Raw genomic sequence first — 23,344 nt, forward strand, 5'->3', positions numbered from 1 at the left:
GTATTTTAGCGAATTCATTCAGTCTATCTCTCCTCAGTAAGGACTTGCATATCTATTGCATCGGCATAAGTCACCTTGGCGATCACTTTTCCATGAAGCGGACCCCATAATCTTTACGCACTCACTCTCATGGGGTACCGAAATTTATTTTTGAGGGAAAGCCCATTATCCAATGAACGATCGGCATAATGGGCTATATCCATAGAATTAAACATTAAATTATGCGGGTCTTAAATGATAGGCTTTAGGCTGAACAAATGCTCGTATACCTTGAGCCGATAAGGTCGAACCTAAGCCAGAATTTCGTCTTCCGGACCAAGGCACATTAGGGCTTACCCTATCACAGCAGTTCCAATATACCGTTCCTGTATCCATTTTGCTAAGGATATTCATTGCTCTATCCTGATCGGACGAAAACACCGCTGCAGTAAGGCCATAGGTCGTATCCTGCATCAACGTAATTGCCTCTTCGTCTGAAGTGACCTTTTGTATACCTATCAACGGACCAAAAGTCTCTTCACGCATAAGTAGCATGTTGTGATTACAGTGCTCAAATACTGTGGGAGCATAATAATATCCCTTACCTTCTAATACATGTCCGCCCAACCGTAGTGTTGCTCCCTTTTCAAGGGCATCTTTCACTTGATCTTCAAGGACGTCCAGCTGAGCAGCCCTCGTTAAAGGACCGATAAATGTGTCTCCAGCGCATGGATCGCCAACCTGATAGGAAGCTACCTCCTCAATAAATGCCTCGACAAACTCATCGTATATCTGTTCTGAAACATAGATACGTTCAACAGCACAACAGCTCTGCCCATTGTTGTAGAAAGCGCCCTCAGCTGCCGACACTGCCGCCTGTTTTATATCTTTCACATCTTCTGTTACGTATAGTGGATCCTTTCCGCCTAGCTCAAGCTGGACTGGAACTAATTTATGCGCTACGGCCCTAGCAATATGTACTCCAGTTTTATAGGATCCAGTAAAGAAATAGCCATCCAATGGCAATGATAAGATATGCTCGCCAATCCTCCCATCTCCAACAACACAGTGAAATACATCATCAGGTATACCGGCTTCATAAAGGTATTTTGCAAACTGCAATCCGGTCAGCGTAGCAAATTCAGAAGGTTTATAGAGCACGGCATTGCCCGCAACCAAGGCGTACAGAAAAATATTAAAGCCCACATTATAAGGGAAATTCCATGCAGAAATATTGGCAATGACACCAAGTGGTTCATAGCGAATATGTTCTAGTGTAGCCCCCTCATTTACAATAATTTCTTCTGAAAGCCATCTTTCAGCATTTTTTCGAAGATGCTCAATACGGTTTTGTGCTCCGTTAATTTCATTAAGCGATTGTGTGATGGGTTTGCCCGTCTCCTTGGTAAGGATCTCCGCAAGTTCCTGTTTATTCGCCAAGATCAGCTCCCCAAATTGTATGATGCACGCCAAACGATCCCTCAAAGGAACGTTGGCCCATTTTTGCTGTCCCTGTTTTAGTAAGGAGAGTGTATTTTCCAATTCAACTGTTGTGGTTGAAGGCAACGTTGCTACTACAGCACCGGTTGCAGGATTTCTAATTTCTATGTTGTCTTGCATGTTCGATAAAAACATTAAGAATTAAATTTTCATCTAAAAGTATTCCCTTCTGTGTTTGGGAAAATTCGGGATGCCATTGTACACCCATCACTTTCCCGGCCGCTTCTTTGGTATAACCAAATGCTTCGATAAATCCGTCTTCCGAGCGCGCAAAGACTTCGAGATCACGGCCAAGATCTTTAATAGCCTGATGATGTACAGTGTTGACCAATGGATTGGCAACATGGCCATATAGTCTGTCGAAAAGTGTTCCTGGTTCTATATGTACGGGATGATTGATGGTGTCGTATAGACTTGCTGAACGATGTATAGCCGACTGAGGAAGCTGACTACCGATATCCTGATACATTGTGCCTCCAAAATAGACGTTCATTAACTGAAATCCCCGACAGATACCTAAGACTGGCTTATGATTTCTGATGGCATAATCCAATATCTTTAGCTCATATTGATCCCGATAAGGGTCTCCTTTCCAGGGTCCGATAGGCTCTTCTCCATAATGCTGGGGTGCTATATCGCTTCCACCTTGAAGAACTATGCCATCCATCTGGTGTAAGATGTCCGCTAATAATGATTCTTCAAGATCCGGCAATAATATAGGAAGAACGCCTTTTTTAGTTATCCATCGAACCATATCATTTTCCATATAGCTCAGTGATTTGTGTCCAAAGACCGTCCTCTCGGGGTCTGGATAAAAAAAACACGCACTAATACCGATTTTTAACATATTATTTTCCTTCGTAAGCGGTTTCATAAATTGCAAGAAAATCTGCTTTGCTAACGGGCTTGGGGTTTGATGGGTGACAGAAATCTACAAACGCCAGTTCTGATAACGGTTGCAGATGTTCCTTTTGCACGCCTATCGCAGATAATTGTGTAGGCAGTCCCAAACGTACATTGAGGTCAAACAGATAGTCTACAACCCTGTCTCCAGCATGACTACCGAGCCCTAAAGCCATGGCCATCTTATCGAAACGATCTTCAAAACCGACATAATTAAACTGCATGCCATAAGGAAGATTCACCGCGTTGGCCAATCCATGATGGGTATCAAGGAGCGAGGACAGCGGATGCGCTAAACTATGAACGACTCCTAATCCCTTCTGAAAAGCAACAGCTCCCATCAATGATGCCAAAAGCATTTTGGAGCGGGATGGCAAGTCTGATTCTTTCGTAGCACACTCAATAGACGTCGCCACCATGGCCATTCCTTCAAGCGCTATACCATCACACATCGGATGATACCCTTTGGCCAAATAGGCTTCCATATTGTGGGTAAGTGCGTCCATTCCCGTTGCTGCAGTAATAAACGGTGGCAGATCCATTGTAAGCAAAGGATCGGCAAATACAATTTTTGCCATCAATCTGGGACTAAACAGAATTCGTTTTTTCTTGGTTTCATCTTCTGAAATAATAGCACTACGCCCCACCTCACTCCCAGTCCCGGCGGTCGTAGGTACAGTAATCAATGGTGGTATCTCGTTGGTCACATAGATATCGCCACCGATCAGATCGTCGTAATCAAATAAATCACGATGATGATTTGCGCGCAAGGCAATTGCCCGTGCTACGTCGAGTGCTGCTCCACCGCCAACGCCAATAATTGAATCTCTATTTTGCCCTCTAAAGACATCTCCTCCCAAGAGGACATCAGATTTTACTGGATTTTTATGCAAATCATGAAAGACAATAACGTCGATCCCTTTGTTCGTCAGCTTTTGTTGAACTCCCTTAAAAAATGGCAGTTGGGCGATAGTCGGATCCGTTACCAGTAAAGGGCGATTAAGTCCATTGGTCAATAAATAGTCTGGTAGCTCGTCGATCACTCCAGCACCAAAACGGATCGGTGTCGGAAAATTAAAACCGTAAATTTTTGCTGTATCCATTGTTCAGTTAAATAATTTCAAAATATCTTTTTGTTTCCCAATCTGTGACCTGCTCAGAAAATTGTCGCCATTCCCATAACCGTGATTTACAAAAATGATCGACAAACTTTTGGCCAAATAGCTCGGAGGCTATTTGCGATTGCGCCATTCGAGCGGTCGCATCGTGGAGGTTTCTTGGTAACACGCCGTGTTGCAGATCTTTATAACCATTACCGCTAGTATGTCGATTATCCAATGGCAATTTATACTTGATGCCATACAACCCGCTAGCCAAACATGCTGCTACTGCCAAATAAGGGTTCACATCTGAACCGACAACACGGTGTTCAATGCGTGTGGCTTTGGGGCCGCCTTCGATGACGCGGAGTGCTGTGGTACGATTATCTATGCCCCAAGTCAGGGTTGTCGGTGCCCATGCTCCTTCAGTCAGCCTTTTATAACTGTTAACAGTGGGCGCCAATAACGGTAGAATATCAGGTAAACAATACAATTGCCCCGCAAGAAAATGCTTCATCAACTGGCTCATTCCGAGTTCATCATCTTTATCATAAAAGAGGTTGTTCTGTTTGTTGAGATCCCAAAGACTTTGATGCACATGGCCGCTGCAGCCTGGTAAGTCCTTGGTCTGTTTCGCCATAAAACTCGCCGTGATATTATGTTTTTTTCCGATGTCCTTAACCGCAGATTTAAAGAGCGTAGCCCTATCCGCAGCTTCAAGAGCATCACTACATTGGATCGCAGCTTCCAGAACACCTGGCCCGGTCTCCGTATGTAGCCCCTCAAGAGGTACACCGAATCTTTCGAGCATAGCCAAAAGATCCTGAAAAAATCCGTAATTGTCAGACATCCGTAAGATGGAATAACCAAACATACCAGATGTTATCGGTGTCATATCTCTAAAACTATTTTGGGGAGCGGCATTATCGGCTTTCACGAAATTAAACCATTCAAATTCCTGTGAAAAAATTGGTTTAAATCCGGCAGTCTCCGCCTGTGCAATTATGTTTTTAAGGAGTGATCTTGGGCACACATTTTGGTCCCGAGAAAGCGGAGATTCAAAATCAGCTAGAAAAAAGGGAATATCTTCTTGCCAGGGAATCTGTCGAAATGTATTTCCATCAATACGCGCCGGGAAATCGCCGTATCCTGTATGCCAGCCTGTAATTTCCACATTGTCATAAACCTGATCGTTAACATCCCATCCAAATACCACCGAGCAAAACCCAAATTCATTGTCCAGTGCAGAGATAAACTTATCCCGATGCATAAATTTCCCACGGAGCACCCCGTCTATATCAGCGACGGCAACTTTAACGTGCGTACTTGTGCTTGCTGTTAATTTGGCAATAATTTCATTTTTAGTTATCATAATTTGATGGTTTTGTCCTTGTCAAGGAAGATTAGGAAATAGAGGTATGATAAGATGACAAGCCCAAAGAATAATAGAGCTGTCAAGGGGTTATAATATATCATTGCAATGAGACACACGATAGCAATAATAAATGCAATTGCCGGAAACAGCGGATACAAAGGAACTCTGAATGGGCGTTCCAAATCGGGTTCCTTTTTTCGCAAGGCAAAAAATGACCACATGGATATTATATAAAGACAGATTGCCCCAAAACATGCGATGGTAATAATGCCTGCGGTCTTCCCGGTCAATAATGCTATGATGCCAATAGCCATATTAATTAAGAGTGCATTGGCCGGAGTCTTAAATCGTTGATGCACTTTTCCGAGAATCGACGGTGCATACCCCACTCTCCCAAACTCAAAGGTGGCTCTGCCACCAGCGAGAATGATACCATGAAATGAGGCTATAAGACCCAAAAGACCAACGCCTATAAGTAGTTTATAGAGAATATGGCGATTGTCAATGACATGTGCAATGGCAAGTGGCAATGGTGAATCGGAGGGTTCAGTGCTTCCGACAGGATAAACGACAGCCTCCCAGCCGCCGACACCCACCGCCGACAAAAATGTAATGATACAAAGCACAACTAAAGTTACGATGGCCGATCCAAAGCCGATTAATACATTTTTCTGTGGATTGATCGTTTCCTCAGCAACATTCGCTACACCTTCAATAGCGAGAAAAAACCAGATAGCAAACGGAATAGCTGCAAAAATACCCGAGAAGCCATTGGGCAATGCGTTGTGCTCAAGGTTGGAAAATTCGAAAGCCGGAAATGTAACACCGGCAAATATCAGTAATTCGATAACCGCAAGAACAGTTACGACCAATTCAAATGATGCAGCGAGTTTTACGCCCAGTATATTCATTGAAGTGAAAATCACATAGGCCCCAATGGCAAAAATAAGATAGTCAACCGAAGGATGCAATAAATGTAGATAAGCACCTATAGCAGCAGCAATGGCAGGCGGAGCAAAAACAAACTCGATATTTTGTGCAATACCGGCGACAAATCCCAAATGCTTGCCCAATCCTCGATTGGCATATTCAAAGGCTCCGCCAGCCTTAGGGATCGCACACGCCATCTCTGTATAGCTGAAGGTAAATGTAAGGTACATGATAATAACGAACACTGTCGCAATGGCCAATCCCAATGTGCCGCCTTCTGCCAAACCGAGATTCCATCCAAAATACATTCCCGAGATAACATAGCCTACACCCAATCCCCATAACATAACCGGACCAAGGACTTTTTTTAATTGAGGCTCACTCATAATTTTATTTAGGTTGGTAAATTGATAGTAATTAATTAATTTAAATTTACTACATATAGTTTAAATGATAGTATTATATATCTGTAATTATGGCTATTTTAGTAAAATAATATGGTTGTATTTTATTTACTAGTGTTTACGATCTAACTACAGTCATAGATATAGTTTTTTTAGATTTAATTTACTACGATAATGAAATTGGATGAGAAAGACCTCATGCTTCTGGACCTTTTGCAACAGGATGCGAACATAAGTAACAAGGAAATAGCTGACCGTGTTAATTTATCCATGACTCCCGTATACGAACGTATTAAGAAGTTAATAGCAACCTCCGTTCTCAAACAGAAAGTCTTTCTGCTGGACAGAAGAAAACTTGATCTTAATCTAATGGTGCTTGTATCCATCAGTATGGAAAAACATTCCAATGAAAGTGCTTTGTTATTTATGGAGGAGATACAAAAATTTCCAGAAGTAGTCGAGTGTTTCCACGTAACGGGTGCATTTGACTATCAAATAAAGGTGATGGTTAGGGATGTTGATCACTATCATGAATTCAATTTTAATAAACTGGCAACAATCAAGGGAATAAGACATATGGAAAGTTATTTTGTCATGAAAGAAATCGTGAATACAACCCGTCTCCCAATCTTTCTTTGATAATTAGTTTAGCATATTTTGGCTTTACTATGCTGCGCTGACGACTCTCCTAATTTAATTTCCCGGAATTGATGAATTTCATTGGTATGGCACCTACACTTAGGCAATGGTTCATACTTGCAGAACCATGCCTTCTATTTGTATCGTGTTGTTTATAAGAGCACAATATTCTCAAGCGATACGCCTACTCCCTTAAGAGCTGCGTAGGTTAATTTGTCCATTGAGGCTCCGTCAAAATCGATTGTTTTAATACTCTTATAATATTTATTGGTAAGCGCAAACGTTGGCCGAAAGGAGACATTTCTAAGAATAACCCCTCTAAATGAACTGTTTGCTAGGTCTGCATTATCGAATTTTACGTCGACAAATACTTGCCCATCAAAGCTTATGCCTTTCATATCACAAGACTTAAAGCAAACACCATTGAACTCACAGTGTTCAAAAATGGTTTTTCTGAGATCCGACGCCGTAAATTTGACATCTGTCAGCTTTATACTATTAAATCTAGCATTGTTCAACTCCGACGCATAAAATTCTGTACGTGCGAGAACGGTCTTGTTGAAATTTGCGTTCGTCATATTACTAGCAGAAAATGTGCAGTCCGTAAGGTTCGACGAATCAAAATTAGCATCGCGGATATCACTTCCTTTAAAAATGCTTGCCGTGAAATCTGCTGTACTGAAGTCTGTACCACGCAGCTCACTTCCGAGAAATTTTCTCTTTGGCGCATTTACGCCAGAAAAATCAGTTTCGGCTAGCGTGTTACCACTAAAATCTGTCAGTAGGGGCTTTTGTCCCGTATCAGAAAATTTTGCATCTTCCAGAGAATTTCCTTTCGTGCCATCTAAAGTGCCAATGACCACCTTTTGACTTGCTACGCTATCTCCTAATTTCGAATTTTCGGCGAAGTAGTTTAGATCGACTGCGAATATTTCCGCAAGTCTATGAAGTGTTAAAAAGTCTGGTAAAGACTCTCCCCGCTCCCATTTTCCAACTGCTTGGGGGCTGACGAATAAAAGTTCAGCAAGCTGTGCTTGCGACATATTTCGCTCTTTCCGCACTTTGGCAATATTATTACCTAATGTTTTGTTATCCATAATTATTGTTTATTGATGATGTTCAACTTTACAAATATATTGAGGCTAATCTGTAATTATCGCGAAAAGGGAAATACCTCTAGTTGTAATTATGCTACTTATCGTTGTATTCGAACAACTTCGGGTTGTTATTCCTAGAGTATTGTCCTATACTGTTATTGAAACTATATTTTAAGTAAAACTCCTCAAAGACGAACCTTTCTTTATGATAATGCCATCCCATATTTTAGATCGTGGGTTATGAGAAAGACAAACTTTAACTAATTTAGGAAGATCTACCACCATGAATACCGTCAAGCTAGTTTAAATATTTCTAGAAATTTGATCTATATTTATATACCTAAAATTTACATATGTTAGAGAATTTTGAGTTTTACCTTTTTTTAGTCCTACTAATTACGATGTTGATCATGCTGGCGAGAAAAATTCAGGTTGCATACCCTGTTTTACTCGTATTAGCGGGACTTGTAATAAGTTTTATCCCGGGAGTTCCCCCTATTAAGATAGAACCCGAATTGATATTCATTATTTTTTTACCGCCGCTCCTTTACGAGGCAGCTTGGTCAACTTCCTGGAAAGAACTCTGGCGATGGCGCCGGATTATCTTCAGCTTTGCCTTTGTTGTGGTCTTTTTTACAGCATTGTCCGTTGCCGTTTTTGCCAACTATTTTATCCCGGGATTCTCCTTAGCTCTCGGTTTTCTATTGGGCGGAATAGTTTCCCCTCCTGATGCGGTTAGTGCCGGTGCAATTTTAAAATTCGTGAAGGTACCCAAAAGGCTGGCGTCCATATTGGAAGGTGAAAGTTTGTTGAATGATGCTTCCTCACTAATAATTTTTCGCTTTGCAATGATTGCTGCTGCTACTGGGCAGTATGTATGGTACCAAGCGGCCGGGAGCTTTATTTGGATGTGTATTGGCGGAGTGGGAATCGGACTTACAATTGCCTATGTTTTTCTGAAAATGCACAAACTTTTACCAACCGATTCCAATACAGACATATTGCTAACTTTTATTGCACCTTTCTCGATGTATTTGATCGCAGAACAACTTCATGCTTCTGGGGTTCTTGCGGTTGTCAGTGGCGGCTTATTTCTCTCGTATCGTAGTCACGATTTTTTGAGCAGTGCATCCCGGATCCGGACAGTGACCGTATGGGAAAGCTTTTGCTTTCTGCTGAATGGCATTGTCTTTATGCTTATCGGATTAGATTTACCGGAAATTGTATCTGGATTGGGTGATACCAATATCTCCACTGCTATTGGCTATGGCGTCGCTGTTACAATAGTCCTTATTCTTGTACGAATTTTTGCAGGGTATGCTGCAGTAATTACGACCTTGATCATGAGAAATTTTATAACGGTTGCAGACGCTCAATCGCCCGGTTGGCAAACGCCAATGATTATCGGCTGGACTGGAATGCGTGGCGTCGTTTCTTTGGCAGCAGCGCTATCTATCCCATTAACTTTGGCCGACGGAACTCCTTTTCCTCAAAGGAATCTCATTCTTTTCATCACATTTGTTGTGATTCTGTTAACCTTACTTGTTCAAGGGTTGACCCTCCCTTTTATCTTGAGAAAAATCAAATTAGTAGATAGAGATTTTGTAAGAAGTGAAAAGGAGATCGATTATGAAATTCAGAATAGATTGGCTCAAGTCGCCGTTGACAAGATTCGTAATGATTACGCGGACAAAGTTGAAAGTTTTCCGACCTTAAAGGATCAACTACAGAAGTATGAGAATCAGTTGCGGAGCTCCGAGATTATCATTAATTATGCCGAATACCGTAAAATCTATATCGATATCCTTGAAACACAGCGAATTTGGCTTATCAATAAAAACCGCGAAGAACTTTTATTGGACGAAGAGATCATCCGCAAACACCTTCGTTTGTTAGATCTTCAGGAAGAAAGGTTGAATATGAGAAGCTAGTTTATCCCTAGCTCAGCCTACTGCCGTACATTTATGATCGACAATGCAGATTGAATTGTCGATCATAAATAACTAATTTATTAGTCTTCATCCAAATAAATGTCGTGAACAACAAAACGAATAGACTTGCTAAACACCAACATATCCGCTACATCTTCAGAATCTATGGCATAGAGTGTTTCTACCCCACCTTCATCCAAAAGTTCGGAATCTGGTATAAGTTCAAAAAAAGTGATTCCTTCAACAATGGATAATTCTTCTACTTTAACATATGATACATCCTGGCTCTTCCAAAGTGAGAGAATTTCTTTGGAAAACAATCGATAATTATTAGCTTGATTTGTCATGGTCGCAAATTAACAAAAATATGGCCCATTATATTTGTGTTATAACGTTTCTAAAATCTTACTTACTCTTTCGTTTTTAGGATTAATTTCGCGAACTTTTTGATAGTTCTTCTTGGCACTATCTATTTGTCCAGATTTCAGGTAGGCTTCCGCTAAACTATCATAAACATTTTCACTTTTAGGATATAGCACCGTATTCACCTTAAATATGTCAATAGCTTGGTTTATTTTATGCTGATTGAGCAATTCATAACCTGCACCGTTCAGGAAACCTTCTGAAAGCAACTCATCGTCACTATCCTGTTCTTTTGCTTTTTGAAAAGCTTTTAATCCATCCTCGAAATTTCCTTCTAAAATAAGCTCTAGTGGAGTCCGGTCATTTGCATCTACTTTCGGATTTTTGGAATAAATCTTTTTATCACGCAAAACCTGTACAAGCTCATATTGACCGCTTTTGGTATCCTTTGAAAATACTACGTTCACGTTTCGATCTCGCATAGCAAAAGTATTTGCCGACACTTTAACCAACTCTACAGGCTTGTCTAGATTTTGGACTGACATAAGCTTGCCACTCTGACTATAGACCCTTATAACACCGTATTTGCCAGATCGATAACGTCCACTATTGACATTCAGTTCTTGAGAACTTAGCGGCAAAATTTTATTTATTGGGGCCAGGTAATTGGGCCATTGATAGGTTAATGCAACCGCTCGGACAAGTTCGTTGATAAATTCAGGTTTGTTTGTATTTGTAAGAATAACTACGCCATCACCGCTTGTTTTATTTCCAACAAAATAGGAGCTAAAGCCTTCGTTCCATCCACCATGGCAAAAATAAGATGAACCGTCGTAATCTTCCAGAAAGACACCTAATCCTATAATAGATTCAATATAAGGGCTTGTGAATTCTTCGGCCATCTTCTTGGAAATAACAGCATTACTTTTGCCATTTAAGGTCCGTTGAATATCGATCACGAACCTAGCGTAATCTTCTGCTGTTGACCACAAGCCAGCAGCCGCCTGCTCTGGGTAGACATGATATCTTCCTTCCACTTTTTTACCATCTACAGTATAAGCCGTCGCCGCAAATTGTTTTTTCAACTCAGGAAGAGGCTGGGCAAAAGTGCTATTTTTCATACCCAAAGGTGAGAGTACCTTTTCTTCCATGATGCTACTATAATCTTTCCCTTCAATATCAACGAGCATCTGTTGAAGTACGGTATAGCCACCGCCTGAATACCGAAAATTTAAGCCAGGAAGTTTATCAACATACACCATAGGTGTATTAGCAGGCTTTAGACCACTCAGTACTTCTACCGCTGTCGGAATTGGGTCTGTTGTCCGATAGCCCGGGAACCCACTTACAGTAAGTCCCGCAGTGTGGCTAATGATATTTTTGAGTGTAACATTTTTCGCTCTGGTCCAATTATTTTCGGGTATTTTCCAGGATTTCAGGTATAAATTCACATCGGCATTGGATGCCAACTTGCCAAGCTCCACTTCCTTCAATGCAGCGTATGCACTTACGGGCTTGCTCATGGACGCCACCTGAAATAAGGTGTTTGACCTAACTGGTGTTTTCGAATCGAGATCGGCAAAACCATACGTTTTGCTCCATAATATTTCAGCGTTTTTTATCACGGCGATGCTTACACCTGGAACCTGATAAAATTCCATGCGCGATTTAATATTCCAGGCCGGCTCACCCTCAAAACGAACAGGCGGTATGAGACTGGATTCGACATGAGAAATCTCCTTTATTTTTTGAGGGGTCGTTTGAGCAAATGCGGTTGACACTAGTATCGCAAAAATTCCAGTAATTGGTAAAGCTTTCATTTTATTTATGATCATTTAAGTGATGATACGAAGCGCCTCTCCTATCTCTTGCTGGCTTCTTTGTAATTCTTCATTGACAGCTGATGCCAATTTTATTGCCAAAACCATAAATCACTGTAAAACAATGTTATGCAATAATATTCCAAAATAAATTGATCGTATTCGNNCGAATACGATCAATTTATTTTTACTAAGCGGTATCTCGCTTTTCTAACATCATCAGCTGTCAGCCCTATCGCATGTTTGCATACAGTAGCATCTTCATTGTCATATTAGGATCGTCAATAGAAGTTTCCTTTTGGTTGAATTGTGGAAAAATGAAAACGGGGCATGCTAGCCCCGTTACATCGTTTGATTAGTTGATACTTAATGATTCGGATTACCATAATAGTTTTGATAATTCTGAATGGTAGCACTAAACCATGCTCCGCAGCTGCTATAATACATATCATTGGCTCCATAGCTGGTGTACGTGAGAACCTGAGTTTCGATCAACTGACCGCTTGTATTATAGATACTCATCGTCAATCTACATAGCGTACGAGACTTTCCGAGCTTGATCTCTTTGGCGTCGCTCACGATATTCAAATTAGCTTTTCCAGTTTGTGATTTGTAAATCGTTGATTTTTCAACAAGGCTGTTGTCGGCCGCTTTTGGCCCCGTTTTCGCAAAAGTAGCAGATGACATTAAAGCCAAGGCTACGGCGCTCATCATTAATTTTTTCATGTTACTAAGTTTTAGATAAATACATTGGAGGACCAGCCTCACTGTTAATTAACCTAAAACTGCCAATAAATTTAACACAGTAAACACTGTAATAAATATCTGATGTAGTCGTAACAATATTCGGTTGGTTTGATCAAATTTTTGAAAATAAATAAGAATTCAAAAAATTCTACTACCTTTGCAATCATCAGATGATATGACTATATGAAGACTGAAGCTATCGTACGAAGATCCTTGGCAGAGGAAGTTGCCGCGGCAATAGAAGAAAAAATCAAATTAGGTGAATTTCCGGTAGAATCTAAACTTCCTACGGAACCAGAATTGATGAAACAATTTGCTGTGGGCAGATCCAGCATTCGTGAGGCGGTCAAATATTTAAGTCAATCAGGCTATCTCAATGTACAACAAGGTCTTGGTACTTTTGTTAAAAGTAGCACGGGTCATCATGCTCTTGACTCAAAAATTGAAAAAGCCAATTTTAACGATATTTTTGAAGTTAGACACGTATTGGAATTGCGAATTATTGAAAAAGCTGCCGTAAATCGTACTTCGAAAGGCCTCAAGGATATGGCTCAAGCGCTCAAAAATAGAGCGAAATATGCCGAAATGGGAAATTTGATGGCGTGCGTGGATGCCGATATTGCCTTTCACAGTGCGATTGCTGAATCATGTGGAAATAGTATTTTGACCGCTTTATATACAACTTTATCTGAACATGTCAATAAGTTCTTCATGACTATTTATAAGGATACAGTACCCTTCTTAACTTCACAACAGCAACACGAGGAACTGATGTTGGCAATCAAAGATAAAGAAGTGAAAAAAGCTGTTGATATTGCTAACCGAATTATCCAACAGCTGTAATTTTCCTGTAGCATATGCAAATTATCAATCTCAATATACTCCATATTTATCAATTAAAACATCAGATGACCTGATGAATATTTCTTTTATGAAAACACAATCATTAAACCCGAGTGGATCTTGGAAAAGCTCCGAAACCGTCTATCCGATTTTATTTGCGATTAGTCTTTCACATTTGCTCAATGACTTGATTCAGTCGGTCATCCCAGCAGTATATCCCATGTTAAAATCAAATTATGCACTTAGTTTTACCCAAATTGGTATTATAACGTTGGTTTTTCAGCTTACTGCTTCTATTTTGCAGCCCTTCGTTGGTTTGTATACAGATAAAAACCCTACACCACGATCACTCGCTGTCGGTATGCTTTTCTCTTTAGCAGGGTTGATATGCATTTCTTTTGCGTCAAACTTTATCTACATTCTCCTTTCTGTAAGTCTAATTGGCATGGGTTCATCTATATTTCATCCTGAAGCTTCTCGAGTTGCTCATTTAGCTTCCGGAGGCAAAAAGGGGCTCGCCCAGTCCATCTTTCAAGTCGGTGGTAATGCTGGTGGTGCGATAGGTCCCCTTCTTGTAGCGCTTATTGTGATCCCTTTGGGCCAACAATACATTGGTGTGTTTGGCGTATTGGCCATTGTAGCCGTTATGATTCTTACTTATGTCGGTAATTGGTATCAAATACATCTCAAGCCTAAGACACAAACAACTGCTGTTGGTGCTTCAAAAGCCGACCTGCCAAAATCAAAAGTAGTATTTGCACTTGTAATTTTATTGGTACTCATTTTTTCCAAATATTTTTACATGGCTTCCATGACCAGTTATTTCACCTTCTATTTGATCAATAAATTCCATGTTTCGGTTCAGGAATCTCAAATATACTTATTTATATTTCTTGCTTCTGTAGCTGCGGGAACTATATTAGGGGGGCCATTGGGAGATCGCTATGGGCGTAAACTAATTATCTGGGTATCGATTCTCGGAGCGGCTCCGTTCACATTACTATTGCCACACGTTGGTCTAGGGCTAACCATTATCCTCGCTATTTTAATAGGTCTTATTATATCGTCTGCATTCTCTGCTATCTTGGTCTATGCGACAGAACTCATCCCAGGAAAGGTCGGAATGATTGCTGGTTTATTTTTTGGCTTTGCTTTTGGTATGGGGGGAATTGGTTCAGCAGTTCTGGGCTGGCTTGCAGATCAAACCTCAATCGAATATGTATTTAATATCTGTGCTTATCTTCCATTAATCGGAGTAGTTACAGGGCTATTACCTAATATAAGTCAGCAGAAAAAGTAATTATATAATCCGTGTGTCCGAAAAGTTAGTCACCCGTTTTGTGGAAACTATTTTTGAATTGCAGATAAAGTTTCAACCTGTCCAAAGAGCTATGGTGAAATTCGATGAAAAATACCCAAAATAAGCGAGTGGGAAGCCCTTTGCTTCGTACCTGCTTCGTACTTTCTTCGGATCATCAATAGATTCCGTACAGATGCTGAACAGTCATTGACCAGTCTCCGAACAGGAAAATACTGGTCAGGAACTGGCCAATAGCTAATCCTTATCTGGTGAGCTCCGAAGCTTGTCCGAAGCAGGTAAGAACACAATAGGTATCTAAGGCATATTGCCGCCACTAGCAGCATATACTGAAACTTATTCCTGTCGCTTATCAATACAGCATAGTTACTAAAATTGGACCTATTCAAAACGTATAAAAATTAGCCGCAAAAAAAGCTGTCCAAAAAAATGCAGTGCCCCCAAAAAGTTAGACATTTTCTGGGGGCACTGCACATTTGGACAGCTTCTTTAAATACTAGTAACCTGGATTTTGGATCAATTTCGTATTTCGATTAACCTCATCTCGATGTAAAGACGTGTAGTACATCTTGTCATCCCAGTTCCTATTTTCGATACCTGGATCAATATTGGATACCGTATAGGTATAGGTATAGTTATCGGGATTATATTGATAAAGAGTTACATTTTTACCCGCCTTAAGGGTTCCCGTGATGTTTATAATATTTGCTTTACGACCTATAGTTTCCGCGGCTATCATCCAGCGTCGCGCGTCAAAGAAGCGATGCTCCTCGTAGGCTAATTCAATGCGGCGCTCGTTTCTATAACGTGCTTTTAGAGCCGCTCCGGTTTCGGCGGTTGGAATTGCAGGCATTCCAGCTCTAAAGCGGATTTTGTTTAACCATGTTTTAGCTTCATTCTCTTCTCCTAATTCAAGACATGCTTCTACATAGTTCAATATCGCCTCTGTATAGCGAAACATTGGCCAGGGAATGCGCTGTCTTGTGTTTTGATCCTGCATTGTAGGGTCCGGATCTGTAAATTTACGAATATAATATCCTGTCCGTGAACCATTCCAATCTTCAATCGGGCTTTTTCTTGTGTCAAGGCCAAATTGGATAACTTTTTGTCCTTTGGCATTCATTATTTCGTATTGACCTGTTTGGATTTGATTCGCCTTATCTCTTTCCGCGACATCGGCTGTCCTAGGTTTCCAATCCGCACCGTCGTATAAAATTGTTGCCTTTAAACGTGGGTCACGATTTTGATAAGGGCTGGCTGCCATAGTAGGATTTGACCAACTGAATTTTTGGCCATCAATAGTCTCGTAGTCGTCTACCAAGAGTTGTATCGGTGTATTTCCGGCCCAGTTATGATAGCCATTTGGACCGTTGTCTCGCCCTACCCAGCCACCACGTTCGTCCTTTTCGTCAATAAAGAATCTCCCCAGAATAATATCTTTTCCTGCTGTAAAATCAACTGTCTTGCTCCCCCCTCCTAACGATACGGCCATATAGTTGGCAGTACCCTCATTAGGCGAAGCGGGTTGAGTTAGGTCTAACTTATAGGCGAATTCTGTATGATCCAGTACGGCTTTTGCTGCGGCTTTTGCTTTTGTCCAACGCTCCACCTGATTGCCACTCGTGTACATTAGATATTCTGGATTCTTATACCCTGCCAATAATGTTGATTTTGCTTTGGCTTTACCCGCATCGTGGAGATCGCTGGCAGCATAGAGTAATACCCTTGATTTTAAGGCCAATACTGCAGTTTCATTTGCACGTCCCTTTGTTGATGAACTGCCCTTTAACAAAAGAGCTGCGCTGTCTAGATCTTTCACGATGGCATTGACACACTCCTCATAGCTATTCCTCGGAACCATATAGTCTTTATCGTTCAATGTATATATCTTATTATCGATGGGGATGCCACCATAAAAGCGTAAGAGCTGTTGATAATAATACCCACGCAGGAAATAGGCTTCGCCTAACAGCTTATCGGCTTTTGCTTTGTCAAACTTGGGTGCACTCAAATTGGAGATGGCAATGTTAGTTGCCCGGATGCGCGTATACATGCGACCGTATTCGTAAGTATCCATAATATAGCCTTGATCAGCTGGATTTGATCGAGATTCGGTCACGGTATTTATGCCCCGATTAGGGTGTGTAAATAAGGCTTCGTCGGTCATGGATGCCATTTCTTGCTCATAAAAGCCTCCTACTCCAAAACCGTTATAGATTTCTGTCACGAAAGCCTCAGACAAACCAGCATCCGACCAAACGATCTCCTGTGGAACTTCACTGAGTGGCTTCGTGCTCACAAAATCATCATTGCAAGCTTGTAATGATGCAGAAAGTACAAGTAGTATAAGTGATATATTCTTAATTTTTTTCATTTTTATTCTTCGTTAAGTTCTTAATATGACAGTTGGTTAGAACGATAATAATGCGCCAAAATTAATCAATCTTGCCTGTGGATAATATTGCCCTAATGCATTAACGGCTTCTGGGTCATACATTTTGATCTTACTCCACGTCATTAAGTTCATGCCATTTGCATATAGCCGTAAAGAACCAATGCCAATTTTACTACAAATGCTTGAGGCCAGATTATATCCTATTTCTACATTTTTAAGCCGCAAATAATCGGTGCTCCGCATCCAATAGGTATTGTTATAAGAATAATATTGATTGCCACGGTCTGTCAAACGTGGATAAACGCTACTTGGGTTACTGATGCTCCAGCGTTTATCATAGAATTCTTCCACAAAATTTCCGATAGATCCAGATTCATCTGTTCCTACACGTATCTCTCCTCCTGTAGCTCCTTGAAATAGTACCGATAAGTCAAAATCCTTATAGGTCAGACTAAAATTGAAACCTCCCTGAAATGTTGGGTCACTATTCTTGTCTCGCCTTACTTTGTCATCCGGGGTAATCTTTCCGTCACCATTGAAATCTTTATATTTCATATCTCCAGGGCGTAAAGTTTTCGTAATGGCACTATAGTCCAATTTATTGTTGGCGATATCTTCCATGTCACGGAATACGCCGTCATAGACATAATAAATATCCGTTTTGATAGGTTTACCTGTACTTTGCTGCCATGCAGGTGCGCCCGGGGCTTCATCCCAGAAGATAATTTTGTTTTTAGCATAACCACCATTCACACCTACCGTGTACCCCAAATCTCCTACCTTGCCACGATAACCTAAGTTAAATTCCCAACCCTTGTTATCCACTTTACCAATATTTTCTGCCGGTAATGTCATCCCTGTACTTTGTGGTATTGATGCATTTTTTCTCCACAGAATGGAATTACGGCGATTTTTAAAAATATCAAACTCGAAATTCAGCTTTCCTTGTAAAAATTGAAAATCAAACCCTAAATTATAGTTATTGGCAACCTCCCAAGTAATCATCTCGTTAGGAACACGGCTTTCAAAAAGGGTTTTGGCTAGCTTATCATTGACGATATAAGTACCAAAGGAATAGGTTGAAAAATATTGATATTCTTGTAACTTATCATCATAGTAGATGTTGTCATTACCCATCTGGCCATATGACGCACGGATCTTGAAATAATTAATTACAGGGACATTTTCCTTCCAGAAATTCTCTTCCGACACGACCCATCCCGCCATGGCACCTGGAAAGAAACCGAACCGTTCACTTTCAGGGAACATATACGATCCGTCATAACGCCAAAGGAATTCTGCGATATACTTGCTTTTATAATTATAGCCAAATCGCCCAAAGTAATTTAGCCGCGCTCTTTTCCATGCAGATCCATCGTTATTTTTTTCCTGTTCTCCACCGGCAAAAAGATAGTCGATCGCATTTGAAAGAAAATAGCGACGATACGCGCTGAATTTATCATTATCAATTGTTTCTCTGTTGATACCGGCTATAGCATTTACCTGATGGTCACCAAATTTCCGCTCAAAGCTTAAGATTCCACCAAGTAAGATATTCAGTTGATCTTCATTGCTTTGGTTTAAATTTGGATCGGCAGGCCCACGTCTTCCAGGAACCAGTTGTGGTGTGCTGCCATCGGCCTCATAAGCGCCCTGCCAAGAATACAAAGTCCAGGGTGTAACCCATGTTTTTTGATTTTTTACATATTTGTCGACAGAGGCATTAAGCGTTAATTTAAGACCATCTATCCAGGGATTTGTAATCTCAACCTGACCATTTGTTTGAAAATAGTAGCGTTTATCGTGATCGTAACCTGTCGCATTGGTCGTAATTACCACGGGGTTTTCGCCATTTTCGATATCTGGTCCCGGCATTCCATTCGGCCATATTGCTGGTTGTGTTGGATTTCCCCGCATCAGCATTCTAAAGACCGTGCCAGCACTCTTGGTGGGGAAATTTCGGTTTTCCTGTCTTCCTAAAACACCAAATTGTGTTTTGATATACTGACTTATATTGGCGTCCAGATTGATCCTTAAGTCATACTGTTTATAACCTGTAGCCGAATTTTTATAGTAGGCATCCTGATTTTGATACCCCAAAGACATCAGATACTTGACATCCTCAGTACCGCCATTGATTTGGAGGTTGTGGCGCTGTTGAGGTGACCAGTTTTTTAGCGTAGCTTTATACCAGTCAGTATTGGGATGCCCCCAAGGATCTGATCCGTCTTTGAACTTTTGGATATCTTCTGGTTTAAACGGAGCATCCAAAACTCCTCCACCTTGTTTATTGTAACTGCCTTTCTCGTTGATCGCTGTATAAGCAGCAGACCATTCTTCAACAGGGAGGTTATAAATTTCGAGTTCATTTCTAATTGCCGCAAACTGGGAGGCATCTGTTAATTTAGGAATAACGGTAGGTTGGGAATACCCTTGGTTGAACGTATAAGAAAACTGCGGTTTTCCTGTTTTTCCTCTTCTTGTCGTAACGAGAATAACCCCATTGGCTGCCCTGGCTCCATAAATAGCAGCAGAAGCATCTTTTAGAACCGAGATATTTTCTATATCTCGGGGATTAATACGATCAATTCCTCCTTCACGCGCAGGAACTCCATCAATAACGACTAAGGGACTGCTATTACCCAGTGTATTCGTTCCCCGGATTTTGATATTGGAACCATCGTAGCCAGGCTCGGCGCTCCCGTTGGTTGCTGTAACGCCCGGGACGCGTCCTGTTAATGCATTGGAAACGTTCAATGCCGGTGATTGTGCTAGATCGCTTCCCTTCACAGTGGCTACGGCACCGGTGACAGTCTCTTTGCGTTGCTTTCCGTAACCAACAACAACGACTTCTTCGAGATTCGATTCCGAATTAAGAAGTGTGATATCGATGGTCTGTCTTCCTTTTACAGCTTCATCCATAGATTGTTTGCCGACCATCCGGAAATTAATAATCGCACTTGCGGGCACTTTGTCTAACTTGTATCTACCTTGAACGTCGGTTTTAGTTACTAACTTTGTTCCATTGACGGAAACTGTTACTCCAGGAATTGGCATTCCAGATTCATCATGCACCGTTCCAGAAACACTTTGCTCCTGCTGGAAGAGAATCCCATAGCTTGCGAGGGTTGTAGCATCGACGATTTGGGGACTCAAGGCCACTAATGAGCACAATGATCCAGTCCAAAACGCTCTCTTCCATTGATTTGAGAAATAATGGCAGTTAATCATAAAAACTGTTTAATTGTTTAAATTTTGTGTTTAATTAGTTATTTTTTTTACCTCTAAGACGTATCGGTTTAGGTGTCTACTGGAGGCGATTTATAATTGTTTATTTAACATGAAAATACGAAAATAAATATACATTGCAAGTGTTATTTTTACACTATTTAACACTATTGTTATTAAGTGATTGGTAATCAGATATTTTATTGAAAAACAAATCAATTGTAAATTCATTTTCTCAAAATTGTTTCCAGCGCTTTTGCTACTCAACGCAAGATCAAAGAACTAGTAAAACACTGCAAATAGAAAGTCCTGAAGAAAAGTACTTTTTATCATTTAGAAACTATATTATCAATTTTTCAAATATTAATACGCATATTTATCCTATATAATTAGATCTATAATTGATTTTTTCTAAACAACTATGTACCTACAAATAATGGGGCCAAAAACGGCTTTATTAATAGCGAAGAAATAGTTGTATCTACAAAAAAACTATGACTGTAAATATTAGGCCAGAAAAGTCAAGTGACACAACGATTGTATTCGAACTGATCCGACTCGCCTTTGAAAACGAACAGTATAGCGATCATCAAGAGCACATTTTAGTAGAAAAACTAAGAAAGACAGCAGAATTTATACCACAACTGTCAATGGTAGCTGAAGCTGAAGGAGAAATAGCAGGCTATATACTCCTGACAAAGGTGAAGATTATCGATAAAGAGAATCAAAAAACATCCGATTCTCTTGCCTTGGCTCCTGTCGCTGTGCTACCTCAGTTTCAAGGACAGGGAATTGGCGGTAAATTAATTCTTGGTGCTCATCAGATTGCAAAAGAAATGGGTTTTGATGAGATGACAGCTGACGAACCTATCTAATACTTAATCGGATAATCTTGCATCAATTCAAACTGGTAGCCTTCTTTTTTTAATGCATCAATTAAAGTGGATAACTCCTGCTGCCCTTTTCGCGTTTGAAACATATCATCATGCATTAAGAAAACAACATTATTAGGTACCATTGAGCTTTTGTTGTTCATATAATTTCGGATATGAGACAAGGTAGACTCTTGGCTCTGTATGGGCGTACCAGTAACGCTATTAAGCCGCCACTCGACATCCCAGCCATAAATTGTATATCCGTTCTTATGCAATAGATCGGCTGTGCTGGATCCATTCTTAAGGTCAATCTTACGAACATTATCATATATCCAAATATTCCTTCCTGGAAGCCGAACAATTTTATGTTTTAAATGGAGATCTTTTTCATTCTTTTCAAAATCAGCAAAAGCATTTTGGGTGTTACTATAAAATCTTGAATATTGATTGTTTGCGTGGGTATAGCTGTGATTATAACAGGCTATAAGCGGATTGGATTCATAACGGGCAAGATCGCGTTTTCTTCCTTTGCTCATATTTGCATGTTTACCAATCAAGAATACACTCACTTTAATGTTTTTTTCTTTCGCAATAGAATCAATAAAAGCACTACCAATTAATGGGCCATCATCAAAAGTCAAATAAATATGTTTTGGTTGCTTATCAAATGCTTTCCGCAGGGAGTCCTTTAGCTCACGTTTTTGTTGTTTGATCGGAACAGGGTGTAGACTATCTACTGTAAAGTGTATCTGATTTTTCTGAAGCGAATCCCACCTATTCAACAAATGTGGTATTTTTTCCTTAACAACCAATTTCTCCGTAAGTGTGTCCTTCAGTTCGCCTTTTCCCAAGACTTTGTTTGAAAAATCCTTACATGCGGTTACACTAAACACTATACTACAAATGAAAAGTACCACAAACAACCTACTACACTTCATATCAATCGCTATAACTTAATGAATTTCTTTTTTCAAAATTACTACAAAAACCTATTTATTAACCATAAAATCTTACAAATCCCTACTTTCAGGGATAAGGTGAGTCATCTTCAACAATCCGGTATAGCTCTTTTTATGGCTTCAGTTTTTATTATAAATCCGATATAAGAAACTATCGTGCCACTTTTTTCGACCGTTGGTCTTTATTTCTTTTTAAAAAATAGTGCCTTGTTATACTCAAAATTCATACGTGCGATATTCAGTACTGATATACCTTGTGGACACTCTACCTCGCAGGCTTCTGTATTTGAACAATGACCGAAGGACTCCTTATCCATTTGTTTGATCATATTTAATACCCGTTGACTACGCTCTTCCTTTCCTTGTGGTAATAGTGCCATATGGGTGATCTTTGCTGAGGTAAAAAGGGCCGCGCTGCCATTTTTGCACGTCGCCACACAAGCACCACAACCTATACAGGCTGCCGAGTCAAATGCCGATTCAGCTAATTCATGAGAAATAGGAATGGCTGTTGCATCTGGAGCCTGCCCCGTATTGATAGAGACAAATCCACCGGAAGAAATAATTCGATCGAATGCGGAACGATCCACTTTCAGATCTTTTTTTATATGAAATGCGGCTGAACGAAAAGGTTCTATGGTAATGGTATCCTTGTCTTTAAATGAACGTAAATGTAACTGGCAAGTCGTCGTATGTTTAAGGGGCCCATGTGCAATGCCGTTAATCATCATTCCGCACTGTCCGCAAATTCCTTCACGACAGTCGTGATCGAACTCGACGGGCTCGTCTCCTTCTGTTATCAACTGTTCATTTAAAGTATCCAACATTTCCAAAAAAGACATATGTGGATTGAGATCAGTTAATGTGTAGGTCACTAATTTGCCTGTAGCATTGCGATCCTTTTGTCGCCATATTTTAAGATATAAATCCATAATCAT

The 23,344-nt window shown here is 40.4% G+C and carries 18 protein-coding genes; 5 read left to right on the top strand and 13 right to left on the bottom strand.

The window, feature by feature from the left end; genetic code table 11:
- Window positions 1–219 precede the first annotated feature (219 nt).
- The 5 genes from B3600_RS01920 to eat are packed head-to-tail and all read right to left on the bottom strand — an operon-like array spanning window position 220 to window position 6,173.
- Entirely contained in the window at window positions 220–1,599 is a 1,380-nt protein-coding gene (locus B3600_RS01920; RefSeq protein ID WP_239468864.1) for an aldehyde dehydrogenase family protein, read from the bottom strand.
- Window positions 1,577–2,353 (bottom strand): gamma-glutamyl-gamma-aminobutyrate hydrolase family protein, encoded by a 777-nt coding sequence (locus tag B3600_RS01925; RefSeq protein ID WP_286751903.1) that lies wholly within the window; start codon window positions 2,351–2,353, stop codon window positions 1,577–1,579. Before B3600_RS01925 ends, B3600_RS01920 begins: the two co-directional genes overlap by 23 nt.
- Complete coding sequence (locus B3600_RS01930; protein WP_286751904.1) at window positions 2,328–3,485, bottom strand: iron-containing alcohol dehydrogenase; 1,158 nt, start codon at window positions 3,483–3,485, stop codon at window positions 2,328–2,330. The genes B3600_RS01925 and B3600_RS01930 overlap by 26 nt, the downstream gene beginning before the upstream one ends.
- A gap of 7 nt (window positions 3,486–3,492) precedes the next feature.
- The gene (locus tag B3600_RS01935; RefSeq protein WP_156167603.1) at window positions 3,493–4,854 is read right to left on the bottom strand and encodes a glutamine synthetase family protein; all 1,362 of its coding nucleotides are present in this window, start codon (window positions 4,852–4,854) and stop codon (window positions 3,493–3,495) included.
- Window positions 4,851–6,173, bottom strand: a complete 1,323-nt coding sequence (gene eat, locus B3600_RS01940; RefSeq protein WP_286751905.1) for an ethanolamine permease — start codon at window positions 6,171–6,173, stop codon at window positions 4,851–4,853. The genes B3600_RS01935 and eat overlap by 4 nt, the downstream gene beginning before the upstream one ends.
- A gap of 192 nt (window positions 6,174–6,365) precedes the next feature.
- On the opposite strand from eat, the gene B3600_RS01945 reads away from it, so the two are divergent.
- Complete coding sequence (locus B3600_RS01945) at window positions 6,366–6,830, top strand: Lrp/AsnC family transcriptional regulator (RefSeq protein ID WP_046673359.1); 465 nt, start codon at window positions 6,366–6,368, stop codon at window positions 6,828–6,830.
- A 152-nt stretch (window positions 6,831–6,982) separates the two neighbouring features.
- Here the strand turns inward: B3600_RS01945 and B3600_RS01950 are convergent, their stop codons facing one another.
- The gene (locus B3600_RS01950) at window positions 6,983–7,927 is read right to left on the bottom strand and encodes a pentapeptide repeat-containing protein (RefSeq protein ID WP_286751906.1); all 945 of its coding nucleotides are present in this window, start codon (window positions 7,925–7,927) and stop codon (window positions 6,983–6,985) included.
- Window positions 7,928–8,280: 353 nt separating this feature from the next.
- Here B3600_RS01950 and B3600_RS01955 point away from each other — a divergent pair, with 353 nt between their 5' ends.
- The gene (locus tag B3600_RS01955; RefSeq protein WP_115048708.1) at window positions 8,281–9,858 is read left to right on the top strand and encodes a Na+/H+ antiporter; all 1,578 of its coding nucleotides are present in this window, start codon (window positions 8,281–8,283) and stop codon (window positions 9,856–9,858) included.
- Between the two features lie 80 nt (window positions 9,859–9,938).
- Here B3600_RS01955 and B3600_RS01960 read toward each other — a convergent pair whose 3' ends face one another.
- From B3600_RS01960 to B3600_RS01970, 3 genes are all read right to left on the bottom strand, one after another.
- On the bottom strand, window positions 9,939–10,205 hold the full coding sequence (locus tag B3600_RS01960) for a hypothetical protein (protein ID WP_286751907.1): 267 nt from the start codon (window positions 10,203–10,205) through the stop codon (window positions 9,939–9,941).
- Window positions 10,206–10,244: 39 nt separating this feature from the next.
- The gene (locus B3600_RS01965; protein ID WP_286751908.1) at window positions 10,245–12,041 is read right to left on the bottom strand and encodes a beta-lactamase family protein; all 1,797 of its coding nucleotides are present in this window, start codon (window positions 12,039–12,041) and stop codon (window positions 10,245–10,247) included.
- Between the two features lie 366 nt (window positions 12,042–12,407).
- Window positions 12,408–12,767: a hypothetical protein gene (locus tag B3600_RS01970; RefSeq protein ID WP_286751909.1), complete on the bottom strand. Its 360-nt coding sequence runs from the start codon at window positions 12,765–12,767 to the stop codon at window positions 12,408–12,410.
- 204 nt (window positions 12,768–12,971) lie between these two features.
- Between B3600_RS01970 and B3600_RS01975 the strand changes: the two genes are divergently transcribed.
- Entirely contained in the window at window positions 12,972–13,631 is a 660-nt protein-coding gene (locus B3600_RS01975; protein ID WP_286751910.1) for a FadR/GntR family transcriptional regulator, read from the top strand.
- An 88-nt stretch (window positions 13,632–13,719) separates the two neighbouring features.
- Window positions 13,720–14,931 carry an MFS transporter gene (locus B3600_RS01980; protein WP_070564519.1) on the top strand — a complete coding sequence of 404 codons (1,212 nt, stop codon included), beginning with the start codon at window positions 13,720–13,722 and terminating at the stop codon, window positions 14,929–14,931.
- Window positions 14,932–15,445: 514 nt separating this feature from the next.
- On the opposite strand, the gene B3600_RS01985 is transcribed toward B3600_RS01980, so the two are convergent.
- Entirely contained in the window at window positions 15,446–17,323 is a 1,878-nt protein-coding gene (locus B3600_RS01985; protein ID WP_112374115.1) for a RagB/SusD family nutrient uptake outer membrane protein, read from the bottom strand.
- Between the two features lie 36 nt (window positions 17,324–17,359).
- A complete protein-coding gene (locus B3600_RS01990) occupies window positions 17,360–20,575 on the bottom strand; it encodes a SusC/RagA family TonB-linked outer membrane protein (protein ID WP_083295857.1) in 3,216 nt (1,071 codons plus the stop codon).
- 491 nt (window positions 20,576–21,066) lie between these two features.
- Between B3600_RS01990 and B3600_RS01995 the strand changes: the two genes are divergently transcribed.
- Window positions 21,067–21,447: a GNAT family N-acetyltransferase gene (locus B3600_RS01995; protein ID WP_286751911.1), complete on the top strand. Its 381-nt coding sequence runs from the start codon at window positions 21,067–21,069 to the stop codon at window positions 21,445–21,447.
- Here the strand turns inward: B3600_RS01995 and B3600_RS02000 are convergent.
- Both B3600_RS02000 and B3600_RS02005 read right to left on the bottom strand, forming a co-directional pair.
- Entirely contained in the window at window positions 21,444–22,385 is a 942-nt protein-coding gene (locus B3600_RS02000) for a polysaccharide deacetylase family protein (protein ID WP_286751912.1), read from the bottom strand. The genes B3600_RS01995 and B3600_RS02000 overlap by 4 nt on opposite strands.
- Window positions 22,386–22,588: 203 nt before the next feature.
- Window positions 22,589–23,338, bottom strand: a complete 750-nt coding sequence (locus tag B3600_RS02005) for a succinate dehydrogenase/fumarate reductase iron-sulfur subunit (RefSeq protein WP_286751913.1) — start codon at window positions 23,336–23,338, stop codon at window positions 22,589–22,591.
- Window positions 23,339–23,344 lie beyond the last annotated feature (6 nt).

The organism is Sphingobacterium sp. UBA2480, from assembly GCF_002341965.1.
Lineage (GTDB): Bacteria > Bacteroidota > Bacteroidia > Sphingobacteriales > Sphingobacteriaceae > Sphingobacterium > Sphingobacterium multivorum.

What these genes read in the sequence shown, in the direction of transcription:
- B3600_RS01970 (WP_286751909.1), bottom strand. Translation starts at nt 12,767, where the DNA reads ATGAAAAAATTAATGATGAGCGCCGTAGCCTTGGCTTTAATGTCATCT.
- B3600_RS01930 (WP_286751904.1), bottom strand. Translation starts at nt 3,485, where the DNA reads ATGGATACAGCAAAAATTTACGGTTTTAATTTTCCGACACCGATCCGT.
- B3600_RS01920 (WP_239468864.1), bottom strand. Translation starts at nt 1,599, where the DNA reads ATGCAAGACAACATAGAAATTAGAAATCCTGCAACCGGTGCTGTAGTA.
- B3600_RS01975 (WP_286751910.1), top strand. Translation starts at nt 12,972, where the DNA reads ATGAAGACTGAAGCTATCGTACGAAGATCCTTGGCAGAGGAAGTTGCC.
- B3600_RS02005 (WP_286751913.1), bottom strand. Translation starts at nt 23,338, where the DNA reads ATGGATTTATATCTTAAAATATGGCGACAAAAGGATCGCAATGCTACA.
- B3600_RS01925 (WP_286751903.1), bottom strand. Translation starts at nt 2,353, where the DNA reads ATGAAACCGCTTACGAAGGAAAATAATATGTTAAAAATCGGTATTAGT.
- B3600_RS01935 (WP_156167603.1), bottom strand. Translation starts at nt 4,854, where the DNA reads ATGATAACTAAAAATGAAATTATTGCCAAATTAACAGCAAGCACAAGT.
- B3600_RS01985 (WP_112374115.1), bottom strand. Translation starts at nt 17,323, where the DNA reads ATGAAAAAAATTAAGAATATATCACTTATACTACTTGTACTTTCTGCA.
- B3600_RS02000 (WP_286751912.1), bottom strand. Translation starts at nt 22,385, where the DNA reads ATGAAGTGTAGTAGGTTGTTTGTGGTACTTTTCATTTGTAGTATAGTG.
- B3600_RS01990 (WP_083295857.1), bottom strand. Translation starts at nt 20,575, where the DNA reads ATGATTAACTGCCATTATTTCTCAAATCAATGGAAGAGAGCGTTTTGG.
- B3600_RS01980 (WP_070564519.1), top strand. Translation starts at nt 13,720, where the DNA reads ATGAAAACACAATCATTAAACCCGAGTGGATCTTGGAAAAGCTCCGAA.
- B3600_RS01995 (WP_286751911.1), top strand. Translation starts at nt 21,067, where the DNA reads ATGACTGTAAATATTAGGCCAGAAAAGTCAAGTGACACAACGATTGTA.
- B3600_RS01965 (WP_286751908.1), bottom strand. Translation starts at nt 12,041, where the DNA reads ATGAAAGCTTTACCAATTACTGGAATTTTTGCGATACTAGTGTCAACC.
- B3600_RS01950 (WP_286751906.1), bottom strand. Translation starts at nt 7,927, where the DNA reads ATGGATAACAAAACATTAGGTAATAATATTGCCAAAGTGCGGAAAGAG.
- eat (WP_286751905.1), bottom strand. Translation starts at nt 6,173, where the DNA reads ATGAGTGAGCCTCAATTAAAAAAAGTCCTTGGTCCGGTTATGTTATGG.
- B3600_RS01960 (WP_286751907.1), bottom strand. Translation starts at nt 10,205, where the DNA reads ATGACAAATCAAGCTAATAATTATCGATTGTTTTCCAAAGAAATTCTC.
- B3600_RS01955 (WP_115048708.1), top strand. Translation starts at nt 8,281, where the DNA reads ATGTTAGAGAATTTTGAGTTTTACCTTTTTTTAGTCCTACTAATTACG.
- B3600_RS01945 (WP_046673359.1), top strand. Translation starts at nt 6,366, where the DNA reads ATGAAATTGGATGAGAAAGACCTCATGCTTCTGGACCTTTTGCAACAG.